The 14,292-nt window shown below is 51.3% G+C and carries 14 protein-coding genes and 1 tRNA gene; 4 read left to right on the forward strand and 11 right to left on the reverse strand.

Translation table 11 applies throughout. The features are described 5' to 3' along the window. From nqrE to ACR0B3_RS12620, 5 genes are read right to left on the reverse strand one after another with little or no spacing between them, the layout of a single operon-like run. Positions 1 to 609 carry an NADH:ubiquinone reductase (Na(+)-transporting) subunit E gene (nqrE, locus tag ACR0B3_RS12600; RefSeq protein WP_050603817.1) on the reverse strand — a complete coding sequence of 203 codons (609 nt, stop codon included), beginning with the start codon at positions 607 to 609 and terminating at the stop codon, positions 1 to 3. Beyond that, positions 609 to 1,262 (reverse strand): NADH:ubiquinone reductase (Na(+)-transporting) subunit D, encoded by a 654-nt coding sequence (locus ACR0B3_RS12605; RefSeq protein WP_170685718.1) that lies wholly within the window; start codon positions 1,260 to 1,262, stop codon positions 609 to 611. Before ACR0B3_RS12605 ends, nqrE begins: the two co-directional genes overlap by 1 nt. Further along, a complete protein-coding gene (locus tag ACR0B3_RS12610) occupies positions 1,262 to 2,077 on the reverse strand; it encodes a Na(+)-translocating NADH-quinone reductase subunit C (protein WP_480809389.1) in 816 nt (271 codons plus the stop codon). The genes ACR0B3_RS12605 and ACR0B3_RS12610 overlap by 1 nt, the downstream gene beginning before the upstream one ends. Then, entirely contained in the window at positions 2,070 to 3,278 is a 1,209-nt protein-coding gene (locus ACR0B3_RS12615; protein ID WP_170723393.1) for an NADH:ubiquinone reductase (Na(+)-transporting) subunit B, read from the reverse strand. The genes ACR0B3_RS12610 and ACR0B3_RS12615 overlap by 8 nt, the downstream gene beginning before the upstream one ends. A gap of 5 nt (positions 3,279 to 3,283) precedes the next feature. Beyond that, on the reverse strand, positions 3,284 to 4,627 hold the full coding sequence (locus ACR0B3_RS12620; protein WP_480809390.1) for a Na(+)-translocating NADH-quinone reductase subunit A: 1,344 nt from the start codon (positions 4,625 to 4,627) through the stop codon (positions 3,284 to 3,286). Between the two features lie 297 nt (positions 4,628 to 4,924). Between ACR0B3_RS12620 and ACR0B3_RS12625 the strand changes: the two genes are divergently transcribed. Together ACR0B3_RS12625 and ACR0B3_RS12630 are read left to right on the forward strand one after the other, a co-directional pair. Continuing rightward, positions 4,925 to 6,040, forward strand: a complete 1,116-nt coding sequence (locus ACR0B3_RS12625; RefSeq protein WP_480809391.1) for a THUMP domain-containing class I SAM-dependent RNA methyltransferase — start codon at positions 4,925 to 4,927, stop codon at positions 6,038 to 6,040. A 127-nt stretch (positions 6,041 to 6,167) separates the two neighbouring features. After that, a tRNA-Pro gene (locus tag ACR0B3_RS12630) sits at positions 6,168 to 6,244 on the forward strand. Between the two features lie 150 nt (positions 6,245 to 6,394). Here ACR0B3_RS12630 and ACR0B3_RS12635 read toward each other — a convergent pair. From ACR0B3_RS12635 to ACR0B3_RS12655, 5 genes are all read right to left on the reverse strand, one after another. Further along, positions 6,395 to 7,765, reverse strand: a complete 1,371-nt coding sequence (locus ACR0B3_RS12635) for a DUF6161 domain-containing protein (RefSeq protein ID WP_480809392.1) — start codon at positions 7,763 to 7,765, stop codon at positions 6,395 to 6,397. Positions 7,766 to 7,781: 16 nt separating this feature from the next. Continuing rightward, positions 7,782 to 8,774, reverse strand: a complete 993-nt coding sequence (locus ACR0B3_RS12640; RefSeq protein ID WP_480809393.1) for a hypothetical protein — start codon at positions 8,772 to 8,774, stop codon at positions 7,782 to 7,784. A 155-nt stretch (positions 8,775 to 8,929) separates the two neighbouring features. After that, positions 8,930 to 9,559 (reverse strand): hypothetical protein, encoded by a 630-nt coding sequence (locus ACR0B3_RS12645; protein ID WP_480809394.1) that lies wholly within the window; start codon positions 9,557 to 9,559, stop codon positions 8,930 to 8,932. A 23-nt stretch (positions 9,560 to 9,582) separates the two neighbouring features. Then, positions 9,583 to 10,821: an arsenate-mycothiol transferase ArsC gene (locus ACR0B3_RS12650; protein WP_480809395.1), complete on the reverse strand. Its 1,239-nt coding sequence runs from the start codon at positions 10,819 to 10,821 to the stop codon at positions 9,583 to 9,585. A gap of 2 nt (positions 10,822 to 10,823) precedes the next feature. Then, a complete protein-coding gene (locus ACR0B3_RS12655) occupies positions 10,824 to 11,639 on the reverse strand; it encodes a hypothetical protein (protein ID WP_480809396.1) in 816 nt (271 codons plus the stop codon). 895 nt (positions 11,640 to 12,534) lie between these two features. Between ACR0B3_RS12655 and ACR0B3_RS12660 the strand changes: the two genes are divergently transcribed. Then, positions 12,535 to 13,332 carry a class II glutamine amidotransferase gene (locus ACR0B3_RS12660; RefSeq protein ID WP_480809397.1) on the forward strand — a complete coding sequence of 266 codons (798 nt, stop codon included), beginning with the start codon at positions 12,535 to 12,537 and terminating at the stop codon, positions 13,330 to 13,332. A 284-nt stretch (positions 13,333 to 13,616) separates the two neighbouring features. Beyond that, positions 13,617 to 14,036, forward strand: a complete 420-nt coding sequence (locus tag ACR0B3_RS12665) for an NIPSNAP family protein (RefSeq protein WP_480809398.1) — start codon at positions 13,617 to 13,619, stop codon at positions 14,034 to 14,036. A 107-nt stretch (positions 14,037 to 14,143) separates the two neighbouring features. Here the strand turns inward: ACR0B3_RS12665 and ACR0B3_RS12670 are convergent. Next, positions 14,144 to 14,292: integrase core domain-containing protein (locus ACR0B3_RS12670; RefSeq protein WP_480809400.1), on the reverse strand; the 149-nt coding region annotated here is incomplete at its 5' end.

Below are 14,292 nucleotides of genomic sequence, written 5' to 3' on the forward strand. Positions count from 1 at the left end.
TTACAGTTTCACACCAGAGAAGGACATGAAGGCCATCGCCATCAGTCCAGCGGTGATGAAGGTGATGCCAAGCCCCTGCAGTCCGTCAGGAATGTCCGAATATTTCAGCTTTTCGCGCACACCCGCCATCGCCGTGATCGCCAGCGCCCAGCCAAAACCGGAAGACAGACCATAAGTCGCCGCTTCGGCAAAATTGTAGTCGCGTTCGACCATGAACAGCGAGCCACCTAGAATGGCGCAGTTCACCGTGATCAAAGGCAGGAAGATCCCCAGCGCATTGTAGAGCGGCGGGAAGTACTTATCGAGCACCATCTCAAGGATCTGAACCATCGCTGCGATCACGCCGATATATGAAATCAGACCAAGGAAGGTCAGGTCCACATCCGGGAACCCGGCCCAGGCGAGCGCACCCGGTTTCAGCAAGTAATTCAGCAGCAGATTGTTGGCAGGCACGGTGATGGCCTGCACCACCATGACCGAAATCCCCAGACCCAGTGCAGTCGAAATCTTCTTCGACACGGCGATGAATGTACACATCCCCAGAAAGAAGCTCAGCGCAAGGTTTTCGACAAAGATGGCCTTTACGGCCAGTGAGATTAGACCTTCCATCAGTGGGCCTCTACCTGCTGAATTTTGTACTCACGCTCTTCCACTTGGTTTGGCTTCCATGTGCGGAAGGCCCAGATTATCAGACCAATGATGAAGAACGCCGACGGGGGCAGCAGCAACATGCCGTTGGGCACATACCAGCCGCCGTTGTTGACGGTCTCCAGAATGGTGACGCCAAACAGCGAACCTGCGCCGAAGAGCTCACGAATGAAGCCGACCAACAGCAGGATCAGGCCATAGCCCATGCCGTTGCCCATTCCGTCGATGAAAGACGCGACCGGAGGGTTTTTCATGGCAAACGCTTCGGCCCGGCCCATCACGATACAATTGGTGATGATCAGGCCCACAAAGACCGACAGGGTTTTCGAAATCTCAAATGCATAAGCCTTGAGGATCTGGTCCACCAGGATCACCAGCGAAGCGATGATCACCATCTGCACGATAATCCGGATCGAGCCGGGAATCTGGTTGCGCAGGCATGAGATGAAGAAGGACGAGAACGAGGTCACGAAAATCACCGCCAGCGCCATCACCATCGATACCTGCAGAGACGAGGTTACCGCCAACGCAGAACAGATGCCCAGCACCTGCAGTGTGATCGGGTTATTGTCGACAAGCGGGTCGACCAGCATCTCTTTCTTGGTCTGGGCCATCAAATCTCTCCTGCTTGCAGTTTGGCCAGGAACGGAGCGTAGCCCGCATCGCCCATCCAGAATTTCACCAGGTTGTCCACACCAACCGAGGTCAGCGTGGCGCCAGCCAGCGCATCGACATAGAAGTCAGGCCCGGCTGCAGGCTGCGACTTGGCAACGGTGATCTGCAGATCGCCCGCATCGTCACGCAGCTTTTTGCCGTTCCACAGCGCCCTCCAGCGGGGGTTGTCCACCTCAGCACCCAAACCGGGCGTCTCGCCGTGCTGATAGAACTGTAGGCCAAAGATATCGTTGCCGTTGTTTTCTAGTGCGATGAAACCATAAAGCGTCGACCATAGACCGTATCCGTGCAGCGGCAGGATTACCTTATCCAGCGCACCTGCATCATCACGCAGCAGGTAGATCACGCGGTACTTCGACTTACGGCCGATCCCGGCAGGATCGTCGTCAAGTGCAACGCTCAGGTCTGGATCACTGGCAGCAGCGATATCATCAAAAGTGGCTGGGTCGAACTGATCGTCGACAAACTCCCCCGTAGACAGCTCCAGCACATGTGGCTCGAACGCTGCAAAGGCCTCGGTCACGTCGATGCCGCGCTCATAGACGCCTGCCACCTGCAAAACGTTGATCTGTTTGTCTTTCAACGCGTTTGCTTCTTGCACCGGTCGCAAGCTCACCGCTGCTGCGGAGACAACCATGGAGGCGACTAGACAGACGGCCACCGCGATGATGATCGTTTTGCCGACCGAATCCGGTGAAGCTGCCAGAAACTTGGCAATCGCGCCCTTGGGTTCGTTGGATTGCGTATCAGACATGGCGACGCGCCCTCCGTTTGATGTTGGCCTGAACGACGAAATAATCGATCAACGGCGCAAAGACGTTTCCGAACAAGATTGCCAGCATCATGCCTTCGGGGAAAGCGGGGTTAATGACGCGGATCATCACAACCATGATACCGATCAATGCGCCGTAGATGTAGCGGCCCATGTTGGTATGGCTGGCCGAAACGGGCTCGGTAACCATAAAGGCCAAACCAAAGGCATAACCGCCCAGTACGATGTGCCAGTACCACGGCATTGCAAACATCGGGTTGGTGTCGGACCCGACCAAGTTAAGCAACAGCGTGAAACCAATCGTGCCAGCAAGACAACCTACGATAAGGCGGTAATTGGCGATTTTGGTCATCAACAGGAAAGCCAGGCCGATCATACAAGCCAGCGTCGAAGTCTCACCAAAGCTGCCCTGAATTTGGCCGAAGAAGGCATTGGCCCAGGTGATCCCGTCGGCCGCCAGCGCCTGAACACCCTCAGCTGCGGTGATCCCTAACGCAGTCGCACCCGAGAAGCCGTCCACCGGCGTCCAGACTGAATCCCCGGACATCTGTGCGGGATAGGCGAAATACAGGAAGGCACGCCCCACCAATGCAGGGTTCAGGAAATTCTTACCCGTACCGCCAAACACTTCCTTACCAATCACCACACCGAAGATGATCCCCAAAGCGACCTGCCACAAGGGCGCAGTCGCAGGCATGATCAGTGTGTAAAGCATTGAAGTTACAAGGAAACCCTCGTTGACCTCATGACCCCGAACAGTGGCAAAGATGACTTCGAAAATACCGCCTGCAACCAGTGTGGTGATATAGATCGGGAGGAAATACATCATCCCATGCATCACATTCGCGAAAATGCTGTCAGGGTTCAGCGAAATGCCGAACATCTGCAGGATCGCGATCCGCCAACCCGTTGCCGAGTCCGGCCCCAGCGCGGCGATGGCCGAGTTCGCCTGATACCCCGTGTTGTACATCCCCCATAGGATACAAGGGATCGTGGCGATCACGACGTAGGTCATGATACGCTTCATATCCACATAAGACCGTGCATGCGGCGCGACGGTCGTGACGGTTTTCGGAGTGTAGATAAAGCTTTCAACCATCTCGTAGATGGGGAAATACTTCTCGTACTTGCCGCCCTTGGTAAAGTTCGGCTCAATCCGATCGAAGAAGCTGCGCAAACCCATGTGGATCAGCCCTCCTTTTCAATCTTGGTCAGGCAGTCGCGCAGCGCCAGCCCGTATTCATATTTTGCCGGGCAGGCAAAGCCCACCAGTCCCAGATCCTCTTCGTCCAGCTCGAGCGCACCCAATGCCTGCGCGGTATCGGTGTCCATCACCAAGAGCGCCCGCAGCAGTTGTGTCGGCAGATAATCCTGCGGCATAAGCTCCTCGAACACACCCGTCGGAACCATAGCTCGGCGACCACCATTCAGGTTCGAGGTGAATGCATAGAGCTTTTTGGCAAAGGCTGATCCCAGAACAGGCTGTACCGCATATTTCGAAGGCATCGGAAGAATCCAGCCCAGCGTGTGCTGATCATGATCTTCGCGAATGATGCTGATCTGACGCGCAAAACGGCCCAAATAGGCGGTCGGACCGTCCGCGTGCTGCCCCGACAAGATCGAGCCCGAGATGATCCTTGCGATTCCATCGACGTTCACTTCATCCCGGGTCAGATCATCGGTCGATGCGCCCATCACAGTGCGGATCAGGCGCGGCTGACGAGCCCCCGGCCCAGACAGAGCAATCACGATGTTCGAATCCAGATGACCGGTTTGCATCAGGTGACCGATCGCAATCACGTCCTGATAGCCAACTGTCCAAACCTGCTTGTCGCCCGCCAGTGGTTCAAGAAAGTGAATATGGGTTCCGGCAAGGCCCGAAGGGTGCGGCCCGGAAAATGCAGCCGCTTCAACTCCAGGCAGATCAGCGCCTGGGATCGAAGCTCCCTCTTGCTGGCAGAGATAAGTCTTGCCTTCGGTCAGTTCTGAGACGGCTGCGAGGCCTGCTGCAAACGCGTCGCCCGCGTCCGAAATAATCAATGCCGCATCACCGGCCAGCGGATCGCTGTCCATTGCGGTCACGAAAATTGCTGCAGGCTTGGTGCCAGGATCAGGCATCTTTGAATAAGGCCGCGTCCGGAAAGAGGTCCACAATCCTGCGGCGCACAGTTTGGTCGTAACACCCTCGGCGCTTTCAGAATCTCCGGTGCCCGAAAAATCCAGGCCCAGGTCGTTGGCATCCGAGACCTCGATCACCACACTCTGCAGGACCCGGCGCGCGCCGCGATTGATCGCCACGACCTTCCCGGTCAGCGGCGCAACCATCATCGCATCAGGCGCATCCTTGTGGCAGAACAGCGGCGTTCCGCGCTGAACCTTGTCACCTTCCTGCACCAGCATCCGGGGTTTCAGGCCAAGATAATCGCCTCCCAACACACCAACGCTGGAAAACTCAGGCCCTGGTTGGATCTTCTGCTCAGGTGCGCCTTCAACTGGCAGATCCAACCCCTTTTTTAGTTTGAAAGTTTGCATGTCGCTACGTTCTTCCAGGCCTCTGTACTGCGCTTGCTGCTGGTCATCTTACAATGGTGCCAAGAAATAACACGAAATTTCCGATCAGCCCGGGCGCAAAAGCGCCAAAAACCGACCAGAATCCGCAAGCGTAATTCCGATCACGGACCCTTTACGCGGGGATGCGGGCAAACGCAAACCTGTTACCGCCCAATCTTGAGATGGATTGTCACTTTCTTATGAGTTTGTTGCGCTTCGAATGCTGCGCTTGCCCAAATTGCGTTCGCACCTGCTGGCTTTCCGGTGTAAGCAGCGGAAATGGAAGACAACAATGATTTCGAAATTTTCCTGATCGCCACGCCTGGACTGGAAGCACCTCTGTGCCAGGAAGCAAGCGAACGGGGATTTTCAGGCGCACGTGTTGTAGCGGGCGGTGTCGTTTGCCGTGGCGGTTGGCCCGAAGTTTGGCGCGCCAATCTTTTGCTGCGCGGTGCCAACAAAGTCCTGGTTCGGTTGGGCAGCTTCCCCGCAGTGCATCTGGCACAGCTGGACAAACGAGCCCGAAAGTTTCCGTGGGCAGATTATCTGAGGACGGACGTTCCAACCAAGGTCGAAGCAACCAGCCGCAAATCACGTATCTACCACGCTAGGGCCGCACGACAGCGGATTGAACGGGCAATATCCGAGACGCTGGGCGCACCAATCTCAGCCGAAGGCAAACTACGCGTTTTACTTCGAATCGAAAAAGACATCTGCACTCTATCGATCGACAGCTCGGGTGAGCCACTGCACAAACGCGGCCACAAGCCCGCTGTCGCCAAAGCTCCGATGCGCGAAACGATGGCGGCCATGTTCCTTCGCGAATGCGGATTTGACGGGTCTGAACCGGTACTGGACCCGATGTGTGGCTCTGGCACGTTTGTCATAGAAGCCGCCGAGATAGCCCTTGGCTTGCCACCAGGCCGCTCACGCCATTTTGCGTTTGAAGAAATGGTTGGGTTTGATCAGGCTGCCTGGCAAAGAATTCGTGCCCAAGCACAACCAAATGAGACCGACCTGAAGTTTCTTGGCTCGGATCGAAACACCGGGGCAATTGAGGCGTCGCTTTCCAACGCAAAACACGCAAAAGTCGATCAATATACCCGATTTCAGCATTGTGCAGTCAGCGACATCAAACCCCCCCCAGGTCCTGCGGGTTTGGTCATTGTAAACCCACCCTATGGCGCACGTATTGGCGACGAAAAACGTTTGCGCTCGCTCTATGGCAGCTTGGGTAAAGTTCTGATGAGCCGATTTAAAGGATGGCGAGTGGGCATCGTCACAACCTCATCCGGACTTGCCCGCGCGACGCGATTGCCGTTGCTGTCCCCCGGACCAATCGTCGACCACGGAGGCACAAAAATTCGTTTGTATCGGACGGATCCGCTGGCGTGATCGACGGCTAGAACACGCGTCTCAAAGCGCAGCGCACATATGACCAAAACCCAACGTGTTAATGTTGGCCTCGCCCAGAATCCCCCTTGCGTATCCAAAAGACCAAGTATAGATCACCCGCCACGGTCGGAGTGTAGCTCAGCCTGGTAGAGCACTGTCTTCGGGAGGCAGGGGTCGGAGGTTCGAATCCTCTCACTCCGACCAATTATTACAATATTTACAATGGGTTGGTTCGCGCTCTTAGCTGCGAATTAGTACTATATTTCGCTCGGGCAGCACCGGGGCAGCACAAGTCCTGCAGTCCATTAATGTGCTTTACATTCCGAACAGCCAAGGGAATCTACTTCCCTGGTGTTATTGGCTACGGCTAAGCTGTTTCGCCAAAAGCGCAGCGGCCGAAAGATCAACGGAACTATCGTCATCTTTAATGATGCCGTCTTGAGTTGGTCGAAACAGAGCAGCAAAGACGATTGCCTCATTGTCGGCACCCGCGGTTTTACCTTCTGTCATTGCCAAGTAAGCCTCTGAGAACGCGCGCTTCTCCTCCGCATCAAGAGAAAGATGGCGTTCACTCAGATAAATCCGGTATTGCAGTCGAATAACCCACAACACCAACGACATTACCAATAGCAACCCTGCGATCGTAAGCGGTCCTTTGGCAGAAAAACCCCTTGTACAATCGGCAGGATCAACCGGGCTACACGACACGGCAACAAAACTCTGTGCGATGTAATCGCCGTATGCCCATGGCACTATGGCCGCCGCGAAGATAGCGATCAGCGCAACTGAGCAAAATGCAATAAGCGCTCGACGAGCGTTTTTAGCATGCTCTTTGGAGCGCCCTTCCCACAACTTCACAGGGGCTCGAAGTCTGAGTTGCGAGTAAAATAAGTCCTTCAATCGATGGAATTCTGCTTCGTAGTTCGTCAGTTGTTCATCATTGGCGCGTTTTGCCATCATCTGGTGCACACGAAATTCTTTGAACGCCTCATCTCGATCCAACTCGAACTCTGAAAGATCATCCAAGAATTGACGTCGATGCCTTCGCTCACGATTGAGAAAGATGCGCTCGATCCGCTTTGCGCGGGTTGAAATGTTCTCTCGGCAAATCTCTAGTTCTTTTTCGTGAGCAGAATTGATCTTTTGAGCCGCCTCAACCTCCTCATTAAGGGCTTCGCTCTGGTTCTCAGCTCGGCGCATTGCGCCGGCAAGGCGCTGGGAAGTCTCGTTCCTAAAGGGTAGAGCTTCTGCCGCAAATGCCGCAGTTACGAGTTCCTCGCCGTACTTTACGCTTCTTGCGATCTGTCCTTTTCCGTTCGCGGAGATAGCCATCTGGCGGGCAGCAAACCAAAGAAAGACGCTCAGCGCTTCCGTAGAGCGCTGATTGCTAACTAACCCTAAGAGTAGACGGCCTTCTAGCGAGATTGAGGGAGGTGGAAGTGCAATCCCGTGATAGCTTTTATGGTCCTGCTTGCTCTCGAAGATTTCAGGGTCGCCCAGACTATCGATCAATTGCTGAAACGAGTTGGCGATCTGCTCGCCCGAAACTGTGCCACCATCATATCCCTGGACAGCACTAAGCAGGGGGTGTGTTTCCAACAGATTTAGAAAACCCGAGTATGCTTCTGCTTCGGATTCCAGGTACTTTCTCATAGCTGCCATCGAAGAGAAATTCGCATCTGATAAATCGTCAGGATAGTGAATTGAATACTTTTTTATGGTCATCAGGTTTCTGCGCTACTTATGACTGTAGTCTAAAGTCGACTCTGGTTATCGCACCAAGGACAAGTCTCTCACTGAACCCAAAAGCAAAGATTATAAGAAAAAGAGCAGACATCTTGTTGCCAATATCGATGAGTCCTAAAGACATAATACAAAGTCCGATGAGACCTGATAACGCGCCGATCAATGGCCTGACGAGTGTCGATGAGAGGCTCGTAAAGAGATCTGGGATTTTTCTGCCCGAGGAAAAACTCATCATAGAACTCAGTGTCGCGCCGAGAGCACCCAATAGCGCGATCATCCACAGAGGTCTAAATACTGCCTCACTACCCGCCTGTGCGATTACCGCGCATTTTGAGAGACGTGTTTCGGCATCCGAAATGTGGGCACAATAATCCTTGAAAAAGTACAATATTGCCACAGTTCCTAGCCCAAGCAGGATAGCCAATACTGCCAACATGAAGCTTAGCCTAGACTTGCTTATGAATTGGGCTTCTACGTGATTGTCGCGGATCTGCAGAGCGGACTCAAGGTAAGCAACGGACGTCTTCCTGTCACTCTCTTCGAGGGCTTGTTTCGCGATATTCAGATTTTCTGAGATAAACTCTTTGAGCTCTTCAAACTGAGGCGTTTCAATCTCACCTTGCAATACACTAATCTGGGCGGCCATTTCCTCGGGCGACTGCAATCCTACAAAAATCTGCCTCGCATCATGCAAAGCAAACATCGCGTGGTTGTTGTTTTCCAGGCTTAGACCGCGCCGGGCTTCATCGATAGCGGCCCTTACAGCCATTATCCTATTCGCAACCTCGGGATTTGCTTGAGGATCTACTTCTGCAAGATCGAGCCGCCCAGCCAGAGTTTCAATCTGATGTGAAAGAAATCTGCGGCGGGGTTTCTCACTGAAATTGAATCGCCGTTTTAGCCAAGTCCAAAAAGCCGTTGCATCTGAATCTTCGTATGGTCGGCGGCAAGTGAAGCGCTTCTGAGCCAGAGGTTTTTCGTCATTCAAATCAGAGATCTCACTACTTCGTTGCCCGTTAGAAAAGGTAATTGCAGGAAGACGGGCCTATTCCTCTAGAAACTTATCAATCTAACTGTTGGTAGTATAAGCCAACCCTCCTAGAGGGCCCAATGTTAAAAAGCATTCTCTACTAAAAACTCAACTCAATGCAAACACTTGGACTCCGGATCATGCGTGCGAGCAGATATCGAAGTCTTTGGCCTTGCCAGCGCGCTATCAAAGTCGAATAGACCGTACATGTGCATGTTATGGATATTGTGCAAAATGTTCTGGAGAACGTGAGACACAGCCAACGCGTTAGAAACGTTCCACGGAGCCCGACGGGATTCAACCTTCGTTGAATGGTCCAAAAGACCCTCCAGCGCATCGAAGCCACTGTTAACGAGATGCGTAGCCAGAAGCCTTGGGTATCGTGTCAGAACGTTGCGCCGCGCAAGTGCGACTTCCCGCCTGAGCAACCATTCGTGTGGCACACTTTCTGGGCGCTTAGCCATCATCGTACGGATCTCAAAAAACGCATGTCCGAGATCGTAGATCGAAAGGCTGAACTGCATAGCTCCACTGGTCTCGTCGATTTCGCTTGCGTTGAACGTGTGAAGCCACATCAATGCAGTCTCTGCCCTTTTCTCTGCCGACCGATTGAACGACTCTTCGTTCGCAAAAAACATCTGCTCGCCCCTTTCGGCTGTTCGCTCTTGGCGAATCATTCGCAGATGAAAATTTGGAGAAAAATAGTGAAGTTTGAGGAGGTTTCTCGAACCCAAAAGCAGCATTTGAAGCCGTAGCTCCGTACATCTTAATTTTGGTTATATCTCGGGTGCAATCCGCGGCGTTTCAATTGATCGATATATTCTCGTATCCGTTTGTATGCCTGTCCGTATGCTTCCATTTTTTCTGACTCGTTTTGACCTAGCCCGACGGGATTTATCACAGGCCAGTATTCCACATCGACATGATAAAATCTTGTTAGATCAAGTGCGAGGCGCTGCGCGCTCGGACTAAGTGCTACAATCAAAGTAAAGGACTGGAGATCGTCACCCCATAGTTGCATGTCGTCCATAGTTTTTGGTCGAATGTGTGAAACATCAATCTCGAACTCCTTGCACACTGCTATTGCAGATTCATCAATCTCGGGGCCAACTGAGACACCGCAAGAAGTTGAATAGATTTTTTCATCCAATACTTCAGTAGCCAAACCCTCCGCAATAACCGAAAGAGCTGTATTATCGTCGCAAACGAATAAAATCGCCGCATCATAAATTGAACTGTCAAAAGGTTCGCGCGCGCGTGCGATTTGTTCCAAAGATCGCGGTGTGTGTTGTTCAGTAAGGTTCAACCGTCTAATTGCTTCAAGGTTCAAGTTGTCGCTAAAAAAGACGCCATCGAATGTAATCCCAAAAGTGGACAAATACAGCTTAATTTCGCTCGAAATTCCTACAAACATAACAGCTGGGAGTTTCCCGAGAGGATCGTGAATAACGACTTTTGCTTGCATCCTACCCGCCCGAGTACTTGTTCCGACTGAGTAGTTCATCAAAGCTAGTTTGCGGTGAGGCTCTGAAATAACACGGCACATTTTGCGGTAAATTTGGTCAACCAGCACCCGAACCCAAGCGTTAGAGCCTCGTTCTCCAAGGCGTTTGATAATAGTGCTTTTGACCTTATAGGCAGTACCTTCGGACAGACGAATGTTCGCATTGAGCGCAGCGTCGATGAAGCTAAGTGGTGCGTAGTCCAAGACTTCGTTTACATCAGTAACTATCTCGTTCCAAATTTCAGATGCGTTTCCAATTAGCGTCCTTGACTTAGTAAGAAAAACATACTTTTGCTTTGAACCTACATCCATTCGGTATCGCTGATCGATCGTAACTTCCGAAAATTCTTGCGGCTGGAAAGGAACGAAATCTACAACATTTTGTTGATGATCTACTTTTGATGCATAGAGAGTGTTAGTTTGTTCGGGCAATCCATAGAGTGGGAGCGCGAAGCCAAATGAGAACTGAGACTCATACCCTATCAATTGGAAGTTAAACATCGCTATTCACCAGTTTCAAATAGGCGACTTCGAACTATGCTATTAATTTCTTCATGGAAATCTTGGGGTAAGCTATTTGGGTGCCAATTATAAACCTCGAAATCAATCCCAAGTTGTTGAATCTTCTGGAGTACCTGTACGTTCTCTCCTCTCTCGTCTTCCAAAAACTGCTTCGGAAATACCGCGAATTTGAGATTGTTTTTCAGTGGCACGTGAATCTTATAGGCTATTTCAATGGAGGAAGCTCTCAAATCTGGACGATTGCTCCCCTTTGTTGCGAGCCGCGCAATCGCAAGAAAGCTCTGCGCATGTGCGTCCCAGTTAGGTGTATCTTCATGAATTTTTGATCTTAGTTCTCCGTCGAAATACTCTTTCGGTGTTTCGTAGGCCCAAAAAATGTGATCCCTCGCAGCTGCTAGCGAGGGCTTCAACGCATAATCCTCTAAGAAGATGTATGGACTTGCTGCGTCGTCAAATGCGCCAGCATAAGCGCCTCCCGTATCAAAAGGATATATGTGGTACGGTTCGGGTAACAGTGATGCGTCCAGCATGAACACTACTGGGAAGTAGTCCAGAAGCGAGTGTTTTTCGTAGCTACCTTTCACTTTGTATGCTGGTCGAAGGGCAAAAAAGTAAGATAGTTCCTCTTCAAAAACGGGACAATAGCTGGCATTGATAAGCTCTTGTCTGAGTATTTCTCTAGCCCATCCGACTGATGTAACATGGGCTATCATCATTTTCAGATCGTTTCGAGTGTTCGGGCGATCTCGAAGCCCGTAATCATTGTCACCCAGTGTTCTTCGTTTAATTCCTGACATTCTTTCCTATGAATCTCTGCAGGCTTAAATAATACTTTTCGGCACCAAAAAAATATTAAACAGGTATTATCCCCCAGTGCAATCAGGTGATTTCAAGAGCTTAGAGGACGGCTCAAAATAGTCTTAACCTATGTAAGTACGTCTCGAAAGTACCAGCGCCGCACATTTTTCTACGCGGCCGGTGCGCAGGCTTTCGGCGCAAATTTGGTCTATACCCCAGGGGGCGGGGTCCGAATTTCCCGGGCCCCGCACGCTGCCAGAGAAGCCAGAGCCTCTTAGACTTTGGTCAATTCCAGCGCCAAGATGCGCTCGAATGCGGCTCAGATCAACAAAGCGATCAATCGACCGAAGCAGGTGATCTTGGGGAATGTGGTTCTCCAATGAGAACTCATAAAACAGCGACGATTGCGCTTCCTGTCTCTGTCCCAACATCGCTCAATCCTCCCACCCATTGGAAGAATTGAATCAGCAGTTCATGCATCGATCAAGGAAGAGTTTTTCAACAAAATATCCGCTTAGCGGTCGTTCGCGAATAATGCGCTGAAACTAGTTAGCTTCAATTCAAGGGATATTCTCATAACGCTCACCACGAAACAGGAGCGTGCGATAAGACTTTGATGTCGTTGAACAATGTTGGAGACGCGGACAAGGGAGCCGTCCTATTTCCTAAGCACACGTCCGTAGATTTGGCGATGCACCTTTTGCCAAGCGTTGCTCGAAGGCTATTTGAGAGGTCCTTATGATTGCCCGATGGGTAAGTGGTAGAGATTTGATTGGCCAATGATAAGAACTGCAGATCATTTGATAGACTATTGCGATCAATCTTGTGAATTTCTGCAGTATTTGAACTTCTGGAAAAAGGTATCTTACCTCAAAACCAATTTTTGGGGGCAACATGTGCCGTTTTCTAGCCTGGATAGGCAGTCCGAGATACCTTGATGAATTGGTGCTGAACCAGGAACAGTCGCTCGTCGATCAAAGCCGGAACGCCATTATTGGGAAGACGCCCATTAACGCAGACGGATTTGGCTTGGCTTGGTATTCCCAAAGACAAGAGCCCTGTTTCTATAAAGATACCAATCCGGCTTGGTCAGACGCAAATTTGAAGCAACTTGCACATCACACTCAGTCAAGGTTGTTTCTGGCTCACGTGCGCGCATCAACCGGTACAGCGACGTCTCGTAACAACTGCCACCCATTCGGAATGGATCAATGGTGTTTCATGCATAATGGTCAAGCGGGAGGTCATGAAGAAATCCGTCAACAGCTCGACGGTATGATCCCCGCAAGCCACTATATCCATCGTCTTGGTGCCACCGAAAGCGAAGCAATATTTCTAATTGCACATGGCGAAGGTTTGGACACTGATCCAGTCGGTGCGATGAGTCGTGCTGTGTTGCAAGTGGAAGCTCTGTCCAGAAAGAATGGAACGGCTCCTTTCATGAGATTCGCTGCGTGTTGGTCCAACGGAAAGAAGCTTTTCGCTGCACGCTATGCGTCGGATCGATTTGCTCCAAGTCTATACTATAGGAAGGGAAATAACGGCGTAATTGTTTCATCAGAACCCTTGGATGCCGAGAAAAGCATGTGGTTTGAAATAAGACCCGGTTCGGCCTTTGAAACTGACGGCCTTGGTGTGGTGACATCCCCGTTTTTGGAAAGAGCTGCACAAGGTAAGTCTGACGCCGCTTAGTACAAACTCGCGAAGAATTTGGAAGAAGGTGACCTTGAAGTAAGGGAGCGCACTCGTGCATGGTTTGTAAAAACCTCGAACCGTTTTATTGGGGTTCCTGACGTAGCTATCGTGTTTGAGATGTGTTTTCACTCCCATCGGGCATCGCTGGACGCATGGGACTACGTAAAAAAGCGGACCGAACCGCTGAACGGTTTGCACGTCGCAATGAACAAACAGGTTCAAGAAACCCATTTTGTTTTGTTACATGAGGTAGGACCGGACGCTGTTTAGTTGGGGAAATAATGATTACATGCTTTATTCAATATGAGATTATTCCCGGAAAACTTACAGAGTTCGAAGCATATGCCCGTTCTTGGATCGCGCTTGTTGATCGCTTTGGCGGAAAGCACCATGGGTACCTTTCGCCCCATGAGGGGCCCAGCGATTTTGCCACAGCATCCTTTTCTTTCCAAAGCCTAGCTAAATACGCGAGCTACCGGCAAAAAATCGAGACAGACGAAGAGTGCCAGGCCGTCTTCAGATTTGCTCATGAGACTGGGTGCATCAAACGCCACGTCCGATTTTTTATGTGCCCTATGTTTGAGAGGGACACGAATGCTGCAAAAGACTTTGGACAAGTAACCAATCAAACTCGACGGTTTAATTGCAGATCACGCCGCATGAATCTGACATTCGAACGCCTCGCAGATAAGACTTTCTGAGAGCTCGTCTTGAGCGACGTAGTACCTCGTTCAAATAGCCGCTTTTAGGTCGCGATTCAGTGCCAGTTCAAACTGAGCAGCCTCATCTGACTGGTCCAATTTGATTGTTAGTGCATCATCGGCCTGTGATCCATCGGGATGATGGTTTCCGGCGCTGGCGGGCGATAGCCCAGTGCACTGTGGGGGCGTTTTGTGTTGTAGTGTTTCCTCCATTGCTCGATCAGAATTTGAGCTTCGCGTAGGTTGTAGAAGATTT

This window comes from Ruegeria sp. CE9, assembly GCF_056537425.1.

Coding starts and splice junctions, on each gene's coding strand:
- ACR0B3_RS12625 (WP_480809391.1), top strand. CDS start 4,925: ATGGAAGACAACAATGATTTCGAAATTTTCCTGATCGCCACGCCTGGA.
- ACR0B3_RS12650 (WP_480809395.1), bottom strand. CDS start 10,821: ATGTTTAACTTCCAATTGATAGGGTATGAGTCTCAGTTCTCATTTGGC.
- ACR0B3_RS12655 (WP_480809396.1), bottom strand. CDS start 11,639: ATGTCAGGAATTAAACGAAGAACACTGGGTGACAATGATTACGGGCTT.
- ACR0B3_RS12605 (WP_170685718.1), bottom strand. CDS start 1,262: ATGGCCCAGACCAAGAAAGAGATGCTGGTCGACCCGCTTGTCGACAAT.
- ACR0B3_RS12635 (WP_480809392.1), bottom strand. CDS start 7,765: ATGACCATAAAAAAGTATTCAATTCACTATCCTGACGATTTATCAGAT.
- ACR0B3_RS12615 (WP_170723393.1), bottom strand. CDS start 3,278: ATGGGTTTGCGCAGCTTCTTCGATCGGATTGAGCCGAACTTTACCAAG.
- ACR0B3_RS12645 (WP_480809394.1), bottom strand. CDS start 9,559: ATGCTGCTTTTGGGTTCGAGAAACCTCCTCAAACTTCACTATTTTTCT.
- ACR0B3_RS12660 (WP_480809397.1), top strand. CDS start 12,535: ATGTGCCGTTTTCTAGCCTGGATAGGCAGTCCGAGATACCTTGATGAA.
- ACR0B3_RS12620 (WP_480809390.1), bottom strand. CDS start 4,627: ATGCAAACTTTCAAACTAAAAAAGGGGTTGGATCTGCCAGTTGAAGGC.
- ACR0B3_RS12610 (WP_480809389.1), bottom strand. CDS start 2,077: ATGTCTGATACGCAATCCAACGAACCCAAGGGCGCGATTGCCAAGTTT.
- nqrE (WP_050603817.1), bottom strand. CDS start 609: ATGGAAGGTCTAATCTCACTGGCCGTAAAGGCCATCTTTGTCGAAAAC.
- ACR0B3_RS12665 (WP_480809398.1), top strand. CDS start 13,617: ATGATTACATGCTTTATTCAATATGAGATTATTCCCGGAAAACTTACA.